Origin of the sequence: Microcoleus sp. Pol12B3 (assembly GCF_036701355.1) — a bacterium.
Taxonomy (GTDB): domain Bacteria; phylum Cyanobacteriota; class Cyanobacteriia; order Cyanobacteriales; family Microcoleaceae; genus Microcoleus.
The window spans coordinates 1-17326 of the sequence record NZ_JAUBQS010000038.1 but is presented as its reverse complement, the minus strand read 5'-3'; the positions used below and the strand labels follow the sequence as shown (position 1 = coordinate 17326).

The window sequence follows — 17326 nt, the reverse complement described above, 5'->3', positions numbered from 1 at the left end:
CCCGTCATCGTTGTCGAAGTCCCGGTTCCCGTCATCGTTGTCGAAGTCCCGGTTCCCGTCATCGTTGTCGAAGTCCCCGTCATCATCGGCTCCGTTCCCGACGACGGCGTAGGCTGCGGCACCGTGCCGCTATCCAAACTATCCCCGTTCTCATCGGGTAGCCGCCCTTCGAGAAAAATTAGTGGTACTGCACTTGCCATTGTTCCGACTCCTTGCGACGCTACTCAAAAACTACTAAATAAACTTAAAGTCAGAGGCAGTAATGACGGTGCTGAGCGCTCCCGGCACTGTAGGAATAGAATTCAAAACTCCCAAATCAAAAGCTGGGAGACTGTCATCTGCCACATTGGGGTCAAAGCCGAGAACGTACTTGTTAAAAGTATTGTTCAGGTACACGAAGAAAGCTCCCGCTTTGCTAGAACCGTTTTGATTCTTCAACACTGCATTTACTGCTTGAGCGTTGTCAAATTTAGATTCAAACAAAATGACTGATTGCTTGCTAATGTTGTCGCCGCTAGACCCGATATTCCTGACGATAAAACTGGTGAAATCGAGAGTAGTTCCTGAGTTGGTTAAACCTGCGAAATTTGACGACCTGAACAAAAATCTGTCGGTCTCGCTGCCGTTAGCGTTAAAGTCAGCAATCACGTCCACGCCTTCGCTGGGAGTTTCGTAGTAGAAGAAATCATTACCAGCATCGCCCGTGAGCAAATCAGAACCGTTGCCACCGCCCAAAATGTCATTGCCTGCACCGCCGGAAAGCGAGTCGTTGTCATCGCCGCCCAACACCAAGTCATTGCCGAAGGCGCCGCTCAGACAGTCGCTGCCGGCACCGCCGTCGAGAGTGTCGTCGCCCGCTTGGCCGTCGAGGGAGTCGGTGCCGGCCTCGCCCAACACGTAGTCATTGCCCGAACCTCCGAGTCCCGTGTCGTTGCCTCCTCCACCCAACATCGTGTCATCGTTGTCGCCGCCCAAGATGGAATCGTTATTGAGACCGCCGTCGAGCAAGTTTCTGCCGAGTCCACCGTCTAGGATGTCGTCGCCTGCACCGCCGTCGAGGGAGTCGTCACCAATGCCACCAAGTAAGGTGTCAATCCCGGTGCCACCAAGTATCGAGTCGTCGCCGGATTCTCCCAGCATCGAGTCGTTGCCTGTTCCGCCGTCAATGGTGTCGTTGTTGTCACCGCCCAGGAGGTTGTCATTGTCATTGCCGCCGAACATCATGTCGTTGCCCAGTCCGCCGATCAGCGAGTCTATGCCGTCTTGGCCATCAACAGTATCGTTGCCCAGTCCGCCGTCAAGGGTGTCGTTGCCGATCGCACCCACCACCGAGTCATTGCCTGCTTCACCGAATTCGAGGTCGTTGCCACCACTGCCGTCGATGATGTCGTTGCCGTCGCCCCCAGAGAGGGTATCGTCACCGGCCCCGCCGAGGATGAAGTCGCTGAGGTTGCTGCCTGTAAAGCTGCTTGCCGGGAGTGCGCTGCGATCGACAATATTATCTACTACCGTGATGCTGAAGGATGCCGGCCCGATAGTTGCAGATCCGTCGGAGGCTGTAAACGTGAAACTGTCGCTGCCCCCTCCTGCCAGCAAGTTGTATTTGACGATGTTGTTGTTGATATCGTCTTGGCTGAATTTGCCGCCGACGTTGAGAAAGGTGGTGCCCCTTTGGACAAAACCTCTGGTAGCGTCGGGGGCTTTGGTAATCGTGTAAACGATTTCCGACGGCGTGTTATCCGGATCTGTGACTAACAAATCGGCCGCAGTGATTGTCTGGGTAGGATTACTTTTGGCAACCACCACACCGTCGTTAATTATTAGCTGCGGCGGGCTACTGACGTTGATGGTTACTACCGCCTTACTTGTGCCGCCGCTGCCGTCTGAGATCGAGTAGCTAAAGCTGTCTGTACCCGAGAAGCCCGGATTCGGGGTGTATTTGAATACGCCGCCGCCCACGGGAACCAGACTCCCTTTGCTTGCTGGAGCAAAAGTCGTGACAGTCAGAGCGCTTTGTTCCTGGTCAGTGTCGTTCAACAGAACGTTGAAACTGAGTTCTTGACCCGCAACCGTGGTGAAGTTGTCGTTAACTGCTCTTGGAGGTTGGTTAAAGATGGGCGTCGGACTGGTTGTCGGCGTCGGACTGGTTGTCGGCGTCGGACTGGTTGTCGGTGTCGGGAACGTCGGTGTGGGGAACGTCGGCACCGGCTCGTCTGGCGTCGGACTGGTTGTCGGCGTCGGACTGGTTGTCGGCGTCGGACTGGTTGTCGGCGTCGGACTGGTTGTCGGCGTCGGCAGGGGAAGCGGAGTTGCGCTGCCGGGAACTGTGGGTGCAATTACAAATGAGCTTCGCCCTAGGGTTCTGCTGTCTACTCCGGGCAATACTGCTAAAAAGTCGCCGCTGACGCCGTTGCGAATAATCGTACTGCCTGCTTTGGTCTCGGTGCTTTGGAAGATTACCAAATCTTCAAACTTGAGGTCGCCACTTAACCCGATTAAATCTTCGCCTTGGCGAAAGTCTGTGAAAATGTCGGCATCGGCGAGATCTGGACCGCCTGTGGTGAGAAATGCCGGGTTAGTGCCGTCGCTGCTGCCGCTGGGGGAACTGAAGGCACCGATGACGAAGACATCTCTGCCTTCGCCTCCTGCCACTACGTCTTTGCCTGCTTCGCCCCAAATCACGTCATTGCCAGCACCGCCGTCCACGATGTCGTCGCCGTCACCGCCGAATACGATGTCGTCGCCGTCGCCGGAAAAAAATGTATCCCCGCCGGCGTTGCCGTAGAGCCAGTCGCCTCCTTCGTTGCCAAATAGCAAGTCTTCGCCGTCGCCACCGAAGAGCGAGTCGTTACCTTGGTCGCCCCACAGGATGTCGTCGCCTCGATCGCCCAAAAAGCTATCGTCGCCAGAGCCTCCACGCAAGCTGTCGCTGCCTTTACCACCGTAAGCCGTGTCTCTGCCTTCGCCTCCGATTACCGTGTCGTTGCCATCGTTGCCATACAACTGGTCGGGGTTATTTCCCCCGTCGAGGGAGTCGTTGTCTTTACCTCCGTACAGGGTATCGAGTCCTGAACCGCCATCAAGAACGTCGTTGCCGGGCGCGCCGAACAGCACGTCATCATCATCTGCCCCGAATACTAAATCGTCGCCGTCGGCTCCTTGCAGGTTGTCGTTGCCTTGCAGCCCGGAAATCACGTCGGGACCGGGACTGCCAACTAAGGAGTCGTTGGTTTCGGTGCCACGGACTACGCCGCCGATGACTGCGGGCGACGTACCTTGGCCCCCGCCCAATGTGTCGTCTATGCCACCAAATGTGTCGTCACCGGAGGGAGTTGGTGTTGGAGTCGGCGTCGGAGTTGGTGTTGGAGTCGGTTCTGGTGTTGGAGTCGGTTCTGGTGTTGGAGTCGGTTCTGGTGTTGGAGTCGGTTCTGGTGTTGGAGTTGGTATACTTACTACTGGCACTGCACTTGGCATTATTTTGGCTCCTTTAAACGACGATGCCGATTAACTTTAAGAACTGATTAGTATCAGTTTGTTGCCACAAATCTGGCTTAAAATTGATTAATAATCCCGATCATTTCTAGCATACTAAATCAAAACTGCAACGGCTATGGATATTTTTTAAGCCGGGCATCTTTCGATCTCAAAATATTAATGATTGCACGTTTTGCTGCCTATGTTGGGTATACTTTAATATCGCCCCATTTCTATAGAACCTAGAAGTCTGGCTTCGAGTCAGCCCGGTGTATTGATCCAGAAGCCGAAAAAATAAAAATCTTCGCTGTCATAATTTTTTCTTTCCTCCTGCCGAATGCCGAATACATATGTGCCTCTTGCCTTCAGAAGCCGACTTTCTTATGCTGACTTCTGACAAGAAACAGAGCTGTTAATTAGGGGCAGAAGCGGCCCGGTTTGTTCTTGTCCACTGACGGATAGTTCGCTGTGGCAAAGGTAAAGCAGGGAACAGCGACTTAATAAATCTAGCAGAATTCGTCGCAGTCGCTGTTGGTCGGCGGTCGTTTCGTCTTCGGTTTCCCAGGGGCGTCCGAGTTGCGATCGCAAAAATAAGGGAGCGCCAAACAAGGTCGCCGCACCGCCACTCAGCCACAGCGGCGAGCCGGCATCCAGCCAAAAATGCCATTTGTGGGCGCGGCGGCTGCTGCGGTACTGGAAGATGTTGGCGAGGGTTACGGCTCTGGCTGCTGGGCCTTCTGGACGCACTGGAAATGGGTTGGCGGTGACGGTTCCTTGGCGCAACAACTGGATGAACTGGGCGATCGTTTCTGAGTCGCCGCCGTTTGTTGGTTCTACGCGCTGCATTCGCCCGTTGATTTCCCAGTAGTGGGTGGCGGTTTCCATTAACTCGCGCAGGGCTGCTAGCCGATCGTAGGGCAGATATCTGTCGTTCATGAGAAATTTTTGGATCGCTCGATCGAGCAGCGCAATTGGACTCGGCAACAGCCGCTCCTGCTGTTGCAACCGCTGTTGTTCGATCCACTCGACAATCTGCTCGTAGGCCCTGGCTGCTCGGTGTCCCAGTCTGTCCCACCGGGGAAAGGCTGTAATTGGCAGCAATTGAGGTCGATCGAGATTTGGACGAAAACAGTGATCGGCGATTAAACCTGCTCTCACTTGGTCGATCGATTTTTGATGGTGAATTTGAGATGTTAAATTGAAAGTCGAGTTAGAATCTTCTGTTTCCAATGAACGGTGTTTCTGGCTGCCCAACACTACCAGCATTTCGGCGGCGCCGTCTCGATCGACTAAACGGCCGAGTCCCGGATAAACTAAGGCTAACAAAGTGAGTAAAGCTCGAATCTCTGGGGTAGTCGAAAGGGGGCGCTGATCGTTGAGAGATACGGCGGCGATACCATCTCGCGCGAGAATTTCCGTTAAACTGTAACGGGCGATCGCATCCATCCCAGGGGCAATTACAGCGATTTCCTGCGGTTCCACGGCTTCTGACTTCACCGCATCCACGATGATTTCGGCGGTTTCTCGCAGCAGTTGAGCCCGGGAAGTGGTTTGGAGCGATCGAACCGATCCGGGCAAATTCAAGCCTAAAGGATAAAAACCCTCAGAATTAACTGCTAAACTTACCGCTAAATCTCCAATCTCTGGGGCTAAACCGGCTTGTGCGTCCAAATTTTCCACGCTTTGACAGCGGTCTTCGAGTCTGGCTAGGTATTCCGTGTCAGCCCCCAAGCCCAAACGCACTCCTCCATCTCGATTGTAGGAGAACGCCCCTGCTGCACCTTGGTCGAGCATTCGATCGAACAAATGGCGACTTATCGCCGGATAATCGTCAACATCGTCTGCGATCGCAGCTTGGTATCTAGAGGCCAAATGCTGCTGGTAACTGCTATCCGGCAACAAATAGCGCCAGTAGAGTTCGCAAACAATCCCGTAAGTCAGGAACCCCCGCGTCAAGCACCATTCCCGCCACCTTTCCAGCAACTCTCCCATGTTACTCCACAGGTTGGTCGATCCGCCTGAGATAGCAAATCCCTGTTCCAGAATGCTGGGAATCTCTTCTCTGGGCGTACCGCTGACAGCAGCAAGTTGTAATAAGTCTAGTGTTCGACGCACCATTCGGTTTGGACTTACCCCTGTTTGTTGCAAAATGCCTTCGTCTAGTTCGCGACGCCAGAGTCTCGCGGCAAGTTCCAGTTCGGTTTCAGGTTGCAGTCGCAAGGGAAATTGAGCTCTCAAATTCAGCGACTGAACTAGCAGGGGCCAAAATAGCAATACCTCCTGCTCAAAAAAACCGAAGGGCGTTGTGGAGTGAAAGGTATATTTTCCTTCGGTAGCGACGGCGATGCGATCGGCCAATTCTAGTCGGTTGTCTCCGTTAGCTGCTAAGACTAAAATTGCTGGGGCAGTTTGTCCAGCCCGCCGCCGCCCGGAACTCGATAGCCCTGAAACTTTTGTGGGCAGGGGCTTGACAGTTTTGCTCCAAATGCAGAACTGCTCGACTAAACGAGCGGTTTTGCCGCTGCGGGCAGAGCCGACAATCCAAATTGAATCCTCGGCGGCAGTTCTCAATTTAGGTAAATTTGTTACCATACCGTGAATAGTTTAATCACTAATGTCTACAGCCAACTAACCAGCTTTTGCTATGAATACTTCTCCGTGGCACAGGATTGTAAAATATCTCTACAGGGCTAACCAATGGTATCGAGAAACGCCTGAGAGGGCCCTAGAACAGGCCTACGATGCTGCGTTAGCCATTAAGGCGATCGAAGACGAGCATTTTGGCGGTCAAGGAATCTCTGAGCGATCGGGAGAGTACGGACAAAGCACCTTGTCTTACTTTAAATCCGAGCTGCAAAAATACCTCAAGGTCATCCAAACCAGAATGGTTGAGTTTAATGCTAGCCGTTCTTTTTTGGAACTGCCGGAGCGAGTGGGGGCAAAACCGAAAACGGGGCAAAGCGCTGAGCCTCACCAGCACGGATCACCTCTCAACCATAAAGATAGAGACTCCCTTATATTTGAGAAGCTAGAGTTTATTGATGGAGTCATCGACAAGTATATTAATAATAGTAGATCGACGGCAATTGTTCCGGTTGTCAGCTCCGTAAATCTGCAGGAAAAATCTACAACAAATAACATTTCTCCACCTGACCCCAAAAATAAAGGTTCAGCTAATGCGGTTCAAATTCACGATGGTGAGGTTGACACTAACTATGAAGAAGTAAATTTATTACCGCGATCGCTTTTGGGAACTTTGAATCGAATCACTAAAGATTTAGACCCTGGAGCTGAAAAAGAAGTAGTCAAAAATTTTCGCAATTCCAAAGTAAAAACAATTATTTCTCTCAGATTTATTTTGCTTTTGATTTTAGTTCCGCTGTTGACGAATCAAATCTCCAAAAACTTTCTAGTCGGACCGATAGTTGACCATTTTAGAGGTCAAGAAAATGCCCCAGTTTTCATAAATGTTAACCTGGAAGAAGAAGCATTACAAGAACTGGAGAGATTTGAGCAGCACCTGAAATTTGAAAGGTTAATAGGCACTGCTCCGTCGCTTTCTTTAGAGGAAATGGAAAAGAAGATTTCTGAGAAAGCAGTTGAGCTCGCGGAGGAATACCGCGCTGAAAGTGGGGGAGCTATTAAAAATATTTTTGCCGATTTGATTTCAGTCATTGCCTTTGCCGCTATTATCGTCACTAACAAGAAAGAGATTGAGATTTTAAAGTCTTTCATGGACGATGTGATTTACGGTCTCAGCGACAGTGCGAAAGCTTTCGTAATTATTTTGTTTACAGATGTGTTTGTCGGATTCCACTCGCCTCATGGTTGGGAAGTAATTCTCGAAGGTTTATCGAGACATTTGGGACTGCCAGAAAATAGGCAGTTCATATTTTTGTTCATTGCAACGTTTCCAGTGATATTGGATACGGTATTTAAGTATTGGATATTCCGCTATTTAAACCGGAGTTCGCCTTCGGCTGTTGCTACGTACAAGAATATGAACGAATAATTAGAGGCGAAGGAAGTTCGGCAACGGATTCTTTAACGGATGTAACGGATGTCATGAAGAAGGAAGTTCGGCAACGAGCAATGTAGGTGATATAACCGATGCCAGTCCGATGGAAGTCGGAAGTTCGGCAACGAATTGGCTCGACGGATGAAACGAATGTCAGAAAGAAGGAAGAAGGAAGGAAGTGAGGAAGAAGAAAGGAAGAAGAAAAAAAAGATGTAATAATAGTAATGGTTTCAGGCCTTGATAAGGTCCTCAGTAGGACCTCCACTGCACAGAGAGTGGCTTACCCATAGCGCACAAAAGCATTTATTGTTTGCGTCAGAAGTGGTTTAATTAAGTTGATCTACTTAAGCTGTTGGGTCTCTAAATTTTATTTTTGGGCGGGTTTTCGCGCGCACCCCACAAGAATTTTATCAAACTTGACAGTTATCAAGGCTCGGCTCAGGAAGCGTAAAATTTAGATGTGGCTAGGTCGATCGACAAAAAATGCGATCGCCCGCAGAATCTCTCGAAAGAAATCAAAAGCGCGATCGCATTCCCAGAACCAATTACCAATTAGCAATTGCCAACGATCTAATTCCAACGCTTCTTGCGCTGTCGCTGGCTTGCCACCGCCTCCACCAGCCCCAGGCCGAGAAAATTACTCAGCAGCGACGCATTTCCGTAACTTAGGAAAGGCAGTGGAATCCCAGTAACCGGCGCCAAGCCAATGTTCATCCCAATATTGACGAACACCTGAAAAATCAACATTGACAGTACGCCGATCGCTAGCAAAGAACCAAAATTATCGTTAGCAGTTTGAGCTATCGTCACCAACCGGAAACAAATTATCCAGAAAATCAACAACACGCCAATACAGCCAATAAAACCCAATTCTTCGCCAATAGCTGAAAAGATAAAGTCCGTATGCTGTTCGGGAATAAAGTTAAGCTGAGTTTGCGTTCCCTGAAACAAACCCCGGCCCTTCAGTTCCCCAGCGCCAATAGCAATCCGAGATTGAATCAAGTGATATCCGCTGCCTAAAGGGTCTTTTTCGGGGTTTAAAAACCCTGTCAAACGCATTTTTTGATAATCCTTGAGCACATTCCAAAAAATATGTCCGAGGTGCCCAGAAACAACGTTCACCAACACAGCACCGAAAGTCCCCAACCAGGGCCAAGGCAGGGTTCGCCAAGCGATAATACCCGCAATAACTACCCAGGCTATCCAAATCGGTGTAGACAGGTTATTGAAGAGAACTGAGATGAGAGGAGAGAATAGCAATATTAGCCAGCCGGGATTGACATTACCCCAGTAAAACATCCCCATTGTGATCGCGCCGAAGACTAAGGAAGTGCCTAAATTTGGTTCGGCAAATATCAATCCCCAGGGTACAGCCATAATCGCCAGCATCCTCAACATATCCCGGACTGTGGGGACACTCTTCTCGTGCAGGAGAGCTGCTAAAGTGACAATCATGCCTACTTTGGCAAATTCTGAGGGTTGCAGGTAGAAGCCGCCGATGTTGATCCACCGCTGGGCACCGAGCCCTGTAGTACCGATAAAACGCACTGCGATCAGCGACAAATTGATTAATATGTAAATCGGCCATTTCCACTCAAGCAGTATTTGGTAGCGACAGCGGGAAATGATGATGGCGAGGAACAAACCGACTGCCCCAGTTACCCAGTGCCGCCACCAGTCGATCAGTCCCTGGTTGATTTCGACGCTGCGGATCATGATTCCGCCGAAGATGGTAAGGGCGATGCAAGCGGCGAACAGCCAAGGGTCTGCTTCTTCCCAGGGTTTGAAGATTGATTTCCAGCGGTTTCTGACTTGTATTCTCTGCAACATGAGGATTTTAGATTTTAGATTTTAGATTTTAGATTATCGAACCGATTTTCGGAAGTTGCGGATATATTTCGGATTCAGAGTCTGCACCTTACTTTAGAACTTTACAAGCGTCGGTGTGAGTACCTCACATTATTCGGGGAGTTGTAGGGATGTTCCGGGCCGTCAGCAACGGGTTAGGAGTGCGCGGACACACTAATCTGTAGGGTGGGCCAGGCCGCGCACCTGAAGCGGATTTAGCCCGATCGCGATTCGCAAGTTCTAGAATCGTCAGGCCGGTTCGTAAAGGTACTCAAAGCCGTTCCCATCTGGATCTCTGCCGTAAAAAGATGCAGTACCGTCGCGGTGTTCGTGAATGTGGGTGACGGAAACACCATCGGCTTTGAGTTGTTCGTAGGCGGATTCCATTTCGGTACGATCGTCAAATACAAACCCAAAATGCGGCCCTGCTTGGTCGTAACTCGGACTCAACAGCGCCAATCCGTCCTCTCCTGCTTTCAAATAAGCCCAGTCTGCATCTTTCCAGACTAACTCCATACCCAAGTTGCGGTAGAATTCAGCAGACTTCTCTATGTCTTGCACGCAGACGGCTACGTGTCCCAATCGTTTTAGTTTCATATCTACAAAGTTTATGGTTGTTCTTTCGTTTATTGTATCTATTTTCTGATTTTTTGCTCTATTAATTAGCTATTTTTTCTGTTTTTTTTTTGCGGCTAACTGTACTTTTTCTACTTGTTTGCTGGCGTCCATTTCGCTGAACAGTTGAATGGCGCGATCAAAATTTTCTTGACTTTTCTCGATGTTACCAAGTTTTTGTTCTGTTAGTGCTAGTTGATAGCAAGCTTCGGCTCGGTCTAATTTAGCGCTGGCTCGATCGAGTATTTCTATTGCTTCTGCATGGTGCTGCAGGGCTTGGTCAAATTCTCCCTGTTCTCGGTACAGCGCTGCAATACCGCTGAGAGCTTTGGCTTTGATGCTGCTGTACTGGTTTTGGTCGGCTTGGGCGATCGCTTGGCGGTACAAGCTCAAAGCTTTCTCTGTCTCTCCCAGGTTTTGATAGGTGGCGGCGAGAAAAACTAACTTGTATCCCGTACCAACCAACTGACTGTCTTCCCGATCGGCATAAAGTTTTTCGGCGAGCTCTTCCGCCTCTTTTTTGGCTCCGATATACGAGTTGAGGAAAGCTAACCCGACATCGATCGAATAGCTGTTAATCCCGATTTCGTCCTGCGAATTTTTCAGCTTGACAAATATCTCCATAGCTGATTCTAATTCGCGCATTTCTATTTGACAAAAACCTATATTAATTGCAGCGTTAACTTGCCAAAATTCTAGATTAGCTTGTTTGTCGTTTTCCGGTTCGCTGCTTTTAGCGATAATTTGCAAAGATTTAGTGGATTTTATTTCTGATATTTTATGGCATTCTATGGCTTGATTTATCTCGCCTAATATCCGGTAACAAACACCTAAAATACTGTAAAGACCGCTCAAATAATAGTCAGAAGTTACATTGTTTACGATGCGAGTAGTTGCTGAAATTATTGGCTGCAAGAAACCTAATTTGTAGAGCGCTCGACCGAGCTTGTAATCTTTGGCAAACTGGATATTGATTTTTTTGAGGATGACGCTAGCGGCCTGCTCGAAACAGCTAATTGCCACATAATGATAGTAAGCTTCAAAAGCTTTCAGGGCATCTTCTACACTCTCAATATTTTCAACACTCTCTGTCCAGAACTCGGCTGCTTTGCGATTTGCAGTCTCCCAGTCTCCGGGCGAGAGCCGATCGACCGCTTCTTCCCGAATTGCTGGATGCAGCCAGTATTCGCCCTTCTGAGACTCGACTAGCGATCGGTGCAACAGCGATTTAATGATTTGTCGGCGTCCGGCTTCGGGCACGTCCCACAGCAAGCACAAAAGTCCGTCAGTAGGGACTGTCGGCACGTCTTGATAGCGGTAACAGCCCAAGCGACAGAGGAGTTGATAGGCTTCCGAATCGAGTTCTTGCAGGCGGTTAAATTGACTGGTAACTAAATTTTTTAAGTCAGTTTCAAGGAGCGGATCTTCGCTGTTTTCCAGCCAGTAGGCTGCCATATCTCCGTCAAAATCTTCTCGAATCGTGCCGCAAATAATGCCCATTGCTTTAGCATTGCCGCCGTAAACTTTGTGCATTTCCTTGAGGGCGACATCATCTATATTGATATTGCGGGCGCTAAAAAACTGCCGCCAAACTTCAACTTCCAATCCAGGAAGCAGGTAGTGTTCGACGGTGACATCAGAATCGCACAGTCGATCGCGACTGGTAATCAGCGTTACCGACTGCACCGCTGCGTCAGCCAAAACTCGCAACAGTTCCACGTAAAGCCGGTGCGGTTCAATAAACTTACCTTGTCCGTCGAGTGCGGCTTCCAAATTGTCAATCAATACGCCGACTTTGTGAGTCTGAAGCTGTCGCTTCAGCCGTCCCAGGGTGACGCCAAAGTCTGGCCCGGGTTCTTCCTGAAAGTCTTGCTTGAGCCATTCTTCGATCGCGCTTTCCAATGCCGTGATATTCTCTGTCTCTTTTGCCATCAACAGTTCAATTACCCGATCGAACCCTTGAGATTTGAGATACTGTCTGGCCAAAGTTGTTTTGCCGATACCGCCGGCACTTTGGATGACAATCACTTTTGCACCTTGGGCGACAAGAGTATTGAGATCTTCGATCGCCCCGAAGCGGCCCAAAAAATTCGGGTTTTCCATATCCAACTCCGCATCAAGTCCGAGAGATACTTGGGCTGGAACAGTTTGTCCCGACTGCGGTTCTAGTTTCGAGTAGCTGCGCCAATACCGTTCTACTACCGCTTGAAGGTTGTCTCTTTTGACTTTTTCGCCATCTCCAAACAAAGCTGAAAGCCGCTTCCACAAATTAGAGGCAGCATCCTTAACAGTCCCTACTCCATACCCTTCACTATCTGCAACCTGTTGGTACGTCCTGCCTTGCACGCCTTGCCAAGCTTCGCGAAAGATCGCGCTGTCAAGGTTGTCGAGAGTTTTCAGGTTTCGAGCCACAAGTAACGAGTTGGTAAAATCCAGTGCACGATCGGCTTCCATTTAGTCACCAGGTTTAGCGTTACCCATCTGAGACAACTTTAACAGACTTTTTCCGACTCGCTTACACGCTCAAACAGTGGACTTGTATAGACTTTTCCCGACTGACACGGCCGAGGTTGGCAGGGGATACTGTTGAGTGTGGAGGGGAAGTTGACAGAGAAGCTTCTAACTTACACGCCAATTGAGTCGAGTTTATATTCAGGAGCAAGCAGCTATGTCTATTAACGATGTTGAAACAGCGATCGTAGATGAACAAATTCGCCCTCAAGAATGCGGCCGCGTTCGTTTCCAAAACAGTTGGTGGCCGGCGAAGTGCGATCGAGACATGACTTTTGAACCCGGTGAGGTGGTTCGCGTCGTGGGAATTGAAAATATTACTTTGATCGTTGCAGCGTCGTTTGCGATCAATTCTGAAAGTTAAGGCAAATCTACAATCGGGAGTAAGCAATCATGAATTTTGACAATTCCGAAAAAGCGATCGTGGATGAAGAAATTCGACCTAATGAGTCCGGTCGCGTTCGTTTCCAAAACAGTTGGTGGCCGGCGAAGTGCGATGGAGACCTGACTTTTGAACCCGGTGACGTGGTTCGGGTAGTCGGAATTGACAATATTACTTTAATAGTTGAAGCGTCGTTATAAATCAAAGGGTTAGGGAGTCAAGCTATAAGTTTATAGCATCCCAACTTTCATGCCAACCTAGAAGCAGGAGAAAGTAATCATGACTGTCAGCCATTTAGAAAGAGCGATCGTTGAAGAAGAAATTAAACCAAATCAGTGTGGCAGCGTGCGATTTCAAAGCAGTTGGTGGCCTGCCAAGTGCGTTCGAGAAATAACTTTGCAACCCGGTGAAGTTGTTCGCGTCGTGAGACTGGAAAACATTACTCTGATAGTTGAAGCGTAGTTGGGAAACAATCTGTAGGTGGCGAGTTATCGGAGGGTAGAAACAATAAATTTGCGATCGCGTTTCTATTTCGATACATTTCTCTTCAAGCGCGCGATCGCACTTCTCGCCTCTGTTAATTTCCAGATTCTAAAGTTTGACCTCAACCACAACTCGCCGCTGACAGTTTTGTCGGCGGGTTCTTTCAGTAGGAACAACGCACCGTGTTCATTGGGTCAACTTAAGACTGAAACCCTTGAGAAATCTCGCTTTTACCAAAGTCTAGATCCCCCTAAATCCCCCTTAAGAAGGGGGACTTTAAGAAGATTCTTGTCCCCCCCTTCTTAAGGGGGGCTAGGGGGGATCGAGCCCTAATCGTCAGACAGTTTACCCGTACTACGTTTGACGTTAAGTTGACACCAAGAAGGGCACGGGGCGGTGTCCCTACTTACGCAAAACCTATGTGTCATGCTGAGTGAAACGAAGCATCTCACTCAATGCTTCGCCCAAATGCCTAAGTCCTATTTTTCATAACGAACTAGAAGATGCCAGAGAAAAATATCCGGGTCGTCATGATCTATCATCTCTTTAAACATCGAAACAAAAGGCTCATAGTCCAAAAACTGCATCTCCAAACTGAGTTGTTTTAATCCCGCTTCTTTAAAGATGCGATTCAAACGCAAGGGAGTGTAATAAATTTGGGCCGTTTGCCACTCAGCATCCCAAACTTTATTGCCGTAGACATCGATAAATCCCTCTGTAACACAGTGAGCGTGTTTGCGACTAAAATAGGCAATTTCTAAGAAGCATAAGGTGGTTGGGAAATATCCGTATATCTTGCCACCTGGCTTGAGAACTTTACCAAATTCCCGTATCATGTGGCGGTTGGTTTTATCCTCACTGGAAACCACGGAATTTACAAGGAGGACGTAATCAAATTTCTCGTTCCACTCAGGTTTTAGTTCGGTGATTCGCGTGGAGTCTACTTCCTCAAACACGATTTGCCGATTGTTGAGTCGGGAATCTCCATCTGCTTTTTCCCAATCTGCTCGTGCTTTTTCAATGGCTGTTTTGGAAAAATCGGTACAGTAGATTTGTCCAATTTGGGGGCAAAATTCTAGTAAGGTTTTCTGAAGATAAATTTCCGAGCCGCAACCGGGAATTAGGACTTTGATATCCGGCGAGTTAGGAATATCATAGCCGGGAGAACGCTCTGGACGGATTAAGTTTTTGCAGATTTTGGGGTCTTGGGTGATGCTGAAAGCGGTGTTGGTATAATCTTCGTGGTTTTTATCCCAGATATCTTTCTCTTCTTCAAGAGATTTCGAGCCTAGGTTTTGAGAAGAGGGGATTAGCCATTTGTAATCATTTGTGCCGGTCATAATTTTTAACTCCAAAATGTTCAGTACAGGTCAAATCAGTGTGTCAACCGCTAACAACCAAGCTGCCGTTTTCCAGCACGTACATGACATCCGCACGCAAGGCATGGGCCATTTTGTGGGTGATGAAAATCACGGTGCGTTCTTTGGTGATGCGCTCGATAGTGGCGAGGATTTCGGCTTCTGTGGCGGGGTCGAGGGCGGATGTGGCTTCATCCAGAATCAGAATTGCTGGATTTCTCACCAAGGCTCTAGCTAAAGCGATTCTTTGCCGTTGTCCCCCTGATAACTGTCCGCCCCTGTCACCAACAGGTGTGTCGTAGCCTTGGGGTAAAGACAAAATAAATTTGTGAATCTCGGCGTCTTTGGCTGCGGCTTCGACTTGTTGGTCAGTGGCTTGTAAATAGCCCATGCGGATGTTTTCTCGCACGGAGCAATTAAAGAGAATTACATCCTGAGAAACCAGTCCGATTTGAGAACGGAGGGAGCGTACTGTGGCATGACGCAAATCAATTCCATCAAACAGAATGCGTCCTTTATCCGGGTCGTAAAATCGCGTCAGCAAGTTGACAATTGTACTTTTTCCTGCTCCACTTTCACCGACAAATACCGCGAATTCTCCTTGGCGAATCTTCAGGGATAGATTTTTAACTCCACCTCTATCTTGGGAGTAGCTAAAGGTAACATCGTCAAAGTTAATATCACTGGAAAAGTGAGGTAAATCAATCGCATCCGGTGCATCCTGAATCGCCGGAGTTTCTGATAAGATATCGCTGATGCGTTGCAGCCCTGCTACTCCATCGATAAATGCCGGGATTGACGAAGTTAAACCGAGGATATTGAGATTCAAACCTACCATTAAAACTTGAAAGGAGGTAAGAGTTCCTACAGAAATTATATTCCTGTAGGTCATCACTGCACCGATACTCAAAACGATAAGCTGCGTCATGACAAAACCAATCATGGGTCCTTTCTGCACTAAGTAGGAGAGAAAGGTTGCCCGGACATAAACCTGTTTTAAGTCATTCAAATCGGTGGCAAAATGCTCAGTCATTTGGTTTTCCAGCCCGAATATCTTGACAACGGTTTGCGAGAGGATATTCTCTTCGATAACGCTGGCAATCTGTCCTTCTTTTTGCAGCAACTTATAGCCGACTTCGGTGGCAAGGCAGGCAATTTTTGCTGGGGCAATGGTGCAGAGGGTTAAACCGATTAAACTGAGCAGGGCTAATTGCCAGTTGAGGAAGAAGAGGAAAACCAGAGAAAATAGGAAGTTAGACAGTTCTAAAACAACAACTGTCAGCCCCATTGTAATTACGCCATTTTCCACTTTTTGGACATCGGCGATGAGACAATTGACAATATCCCCGGCTGAACGCCGCCCAAAAAACTCCATTGAAAGGCTTTGGAGATGCTCGAATAGAGAGTGTCGGATATTGTTTGTGATTAAAATGCCCAAACGCGCTCCTAGGAAAATTCCTAGCAAACCGATGCAGGCATATAGAATTGCTCCGACAACTAGCAATGACAGGATTAGAACCAGAAGACCGTAATTTTGGGGAACGATGGCGGCATCGATGATAAATTTTAAGCTGGCTCGGAAGACTGAATCAAAGGCGGCGTCGAATATCAGGCAGGTAAAGAGTAAAATGAATTGCCCTTTGTAGGAGGCAATGTATTTGTTGAGGGTTTTAAAGAACCAAATAAGTTCCATGATTTATGGGAGTTTGTCTACAGGCACGATTTATGCTTTGACGTAGCATTTATCCAAGTTTGGATTGGATTCAGTTGCTCTTTTTTTGAGGCTGCATCCTTTTTATGTCTCTATCATGGCTCCCTACCTTGCTCCTGTCAGTCGGAAAAGTCGGATCGTAAAGTCGGAAAAGTCGGATCTTTGCCTAATTGAGATATTTCTGACTGACTGTAATATGACCCGCTGAAAGACATCGGTAATCATACTGAAAATTAATCGAATTGTCTTGACTAATGGGCGTATATTTTTACTTTGTAGGAATAAAAGGTATCAAGCCTTGTCTTTATCCATAAGACAAGCTTTGACACTTAGTTATACGGTTGTCCGCTAGGGAGCGAACTCCAATTTATGAAAGATGATAGAGCGACCCTAGCTAGGACTTTAGTAAAGGAGCGGGTGCAGTTTCGATTCGAGAGTGCGATTGCCCTTATGATTGCTGAGTCTGATTAGGTGGAAGGGCAAGCATTCTGCAGGTTTTTCTTTTATCCTCTTTCTTGTCTGTTCATTTCTTGTTCTCCTTGTTCAATTTCATTGCATAGTGCACTCCGATCCAGAACGATCGCTGGCTGATTTCCTCTAGGGTCAATTTATCCCATGGCATTCCTTTGACAAGAAATTGATCATCTTTTTTTGAACCTTGTGTAAAGTCTTCATCTATGTCCTTTGATATTTTTTTCCTCAACTCAGGATAATTCTTATCGAATGATGCATCTAATTCATCGGCTTGTTTCAGTAGCAAATACCAAAATTTCATTGTCTTTGTTCTCCTTTTGTCTCTATCGACTTATCGTGTTAATTCGTGCTATTCGGCAAAGCGATCACCTTTCATCGGTAGTGCTTTTATGTAAAGGATAGAGGATAATAGCACTACCCCAATCTTTTGAGGAGTCTCATGATGAAACCCT

Annotated in this window: 14 protein-coding genes; 4 read left to right on the top strand and 10 right to left on the bottom strand. The window is 48.1% G+C overall.

The window, feature by feature from the left end; all coding sequences use genetic code 11:
- The 3 genes from QUA53_RS18970 to QUA53_RS18960 form a co-directional block, all read right to left on the bottom strand.
- The coding region (locus QUA53_RS18970; protein ID WP_333099193.1) for a hypothetical protein at nt 1–200 on the bottom strand (200 nt) is incomplete at its 3' end.
- A gap of 34 nt (nt 201–234) precedes the next feature.
- Complete coding sequence (locus tag QUA53_RS18965) at nt 235–3474, bottom strand: Ig-like domain-containing protein (RefSeq protein WP_333099194.1); 3240 nt, start codon at nt 3472–3474, stop codon at nt 235–237.
- A 381-nt stretch (nt 3475–3855) separates the two neighbouring features.
- On the bottom strand, nt 3856–6066 hold the full coding sequence (locus QUA53_RS18960; protein ID WP_333099195.1) for a recombinase family protein: 2211 nt from the start codon (nt 6064–6066) through the stop codon (nt 3856–3858).
- Between the two features lie 52 nt (nt 6067–6118).
- Here QUA53_RS18960 and QUA53_RS18955 point away from each other — a divergent pair, with 52 nt between their 5' ends.
- The gene (locus QUA53_RS18955; protein WP_333099196.1) at nt 6119–7486 is read left to right on the top strand and encodes a proton extrusion protein PcxA; all 1368 of its coding nucleotides are present in this window, start codon (nt 6119–6121) and stop codon (nt 7484–7486) included.
- Between the two features lie 460 nt (nt 7487–7946).
- Here QUA53_RS18955 and QUA53_RS18950 read toward each other — a convergent pair whose 3' ends face one another.
- From QUA53_RS18950 to QUA53_RS18935, 4 genes are all read right to left on the bottom strand, one after another.
- Nucleotides 7947–8072, bottom strand: a complete 126-nt coding sequence (locus QUA53_RS18950; protein WP_333099197.1) for a hypothetical protein — start codon at nt 8070–8072, stop codon at nt 7947–7949.
- On the bottom strand, nt 8063–9322 hold the full coding sequence (gene rodA / locus QUA53_RS18945; protein WP_333099199.1) for a rod shape-determining protein RodA: 1260 nt from the start codon (nt 9320–9322) through the stop codon (nt 8063–8065). Before rodA ends, QUA53_RS18950 begins: the two co-directional genes overlap by 10 nt.
- Before the next feature lie 267 nt (nt 9323–9589).
- Nucleotides 9590–9937: a VOC family protein gene (locus QUA53_RS18940; RefSeq protein ID WP_190661613.1), complete on the bottom strand. Its 348-nt coding sequence runs from the start codon at nt 9935–9937 to the stop codon at nt 9590–9592.
- A 69-nt stretch (nt 9938–10006) separates the two neighbouring features.
- A complete protein-coding gene (locus QUA53_RS18935) occupies nt 10007–12409 on the bottom strand; it encodes a tetratricopeptide repeat protein (protein ID WP_333099200.1) in 2403 nt (800 codons plus the stop codon).
- A gap of 214 nt (nt 12410–12623) precedes the next feature.
- Between QUA53_RS18935 and QUA53_RS18930 the strand changes: the two genes are divergently transcribed.
- The 3 genes from QUA53_RS18930 (at nt 12624) to QUA53_RS18920 (ending at nt 13310) form a co-directional block, all read left to right on the top strand.
- A complete protein-coding gene (locus QUA53_RS18930) occupies nt 12624–12830 on the top strand; it encodes an NfeD family protein (protein WP_333036967.1) in 207 nt (68 codons plus the stop codon).
- A 29-nt stretch (nt 12831–12859) separates the two neighbouring features.
- Complete coding sequence (locus QUA53_RS18925) at nt 12860–13048, top strand: NfeD family protein (protein WP_333099202.1); 189 nt, start codon at nt 12860–12862, stop codon at nt 13046–13048.
- A 79-nt stretch (nt 13049–13127) separates the two neighbouring features.
- The gene (locus QUA53_RS18920; RefSeq protein WP_333044088.1) at nt 13128–13310 is read left to right on the top strand and encodes an NfeD family protein; all 183 of its coding nucleotides are present in this window, start codon (nt 13128–13130) and stop codon (nt 13308–13310) included.
- A gap of 500 nt (nt 13311–13810) precedes the next feature.
- Here the strand turns inward: QUA53_RS18920 and QUA53_RS18915 are convergent, their stop codons facing one another.
- The 3 genes from QUA53_RS18915 to QUA53_RS18905 form a co-directional block, all read right to left on the bottom strand.
- Complete coding sequence (locus QUA53_RS18915) at nt 13811–14671, bottom strand: class I SAM-dependent methyltransferase (RefSeq protein ID WP_333099203.1); 861 nt, start codon at nt 14669–14671, stop codon at nt 13811–13813.
- Nucleotides 14672–14714: 43 nt separating this feature from the next.
- Nucleotides 14715–16382 carry an ABC transporter ATP-binding protein gene (locus tag QUA53_RS18910; protein WP_333099204.1) on the bottom strand — a complete coding sequence of 556 codons (1668 nt, stop codon included), beginning with the start codon at nt 16380–16382 and terminating at the stop codon, nt 14715–14717.
- A gap of 541 nt (nt 16383–16923) precedes the next feature.
- The gene (locus QUA53_RS18905) at nt 16924–17175 is read right to left on the bottom strand and encodes a hypothetical protein (RefSeq protein WP_333099205.1); all 252 of its coding nucleotides are present in this window, start codon (nt 17173–17175) and stop codon (nt 16924–16926) included.
- Nucleotides 17176–17326 lie beyond the last annotated feature (151 nt).

Bases quoted from the DNA above. Each gene is read 5' to 3' on its own strand.
- QUA53_RS18965 (WP_333099194.1), bottom strand. From the start codon at position 3,474: ATGCCAAGTGCAGTGCCAGTAGTAAGTATACCAACTCCAACACCAGAA.
- QUA53_RS18960 (WP_333099195.1), bottom strand. From the start codon at position 6,066: ATGGTAACAAATTTACCTAAATTGAGAACTGCCGCCGAGGATTCAATT.
- QUA53_RS18955 (WP_333099196.1), top strand. From the start codon at position 6,119: ATGAATACTTCTCCGTGGCACAGGATTGTAAAATATCTCTACAGGGCT.
- rodA (WP_333099199.1), bottom strand. From the start codon at position 9,322: ATGTTGCAGAGAATACAAGTCAGAAACCGCTGGAAATCAATCTTCAAA.
- QUA53_RS18940 (WP_190661613.1), bottom strand. From the start codon at position 9,937: ATGAAACTAAAACGATTGGGACACGTAGCCGTCTGCGTGCAAGACATA.
- QUA53_RS18935 (WP_333099200.1), bottom strand. From the start codon at position 12,409: ATGGAAGCCGATCGTGCACTGGATTTTACCAACTCGTTACTTGTGGCT.
- QUA53_RS18930 (WP_333036967.1), top strand. From the start codon at position 12,624: ATGTCTATTAACGATGTTGAAACAGCGATCGTAGATGAACAAATTCGC.
- QUA53_RS18925 (WP_333099202.1), top strand. From the start codon at position 12,860: ATGAATTTTGACAATTCCGAAAAAGCGATCGTGGATGAAGAAATTCGA.
- QUA53_RS18920 (WP_333044088.1), top strand. From the start codon at position 13,128: ATGACTGTCAGCCATTTAGAAAGAGCGATCGTTGAAGAAGAAATTAAA.
- QUA53_RS18915 (WP_333099203.1), bottom strand. From the start codon at position 14,671: ATGACCGGCACAAATGATTACAAATGGCTAATCCCCTCTTCTCAAAAC.
- QUA53_RS18910 (WP_333099204.1), bottom strand. From the start codon at position 16,382: ATGGAACTTATTTGGTTCTTTAAAACCCTCAACAAATACATTGCCTCC.
- QUA53_RS18905 (WP_333099205.1), bottom strand. From the start codon at position 17,175: ATGAAATTTTGGTATTTGCTACTGAAACAAGCCGATGAATTAGATGCA.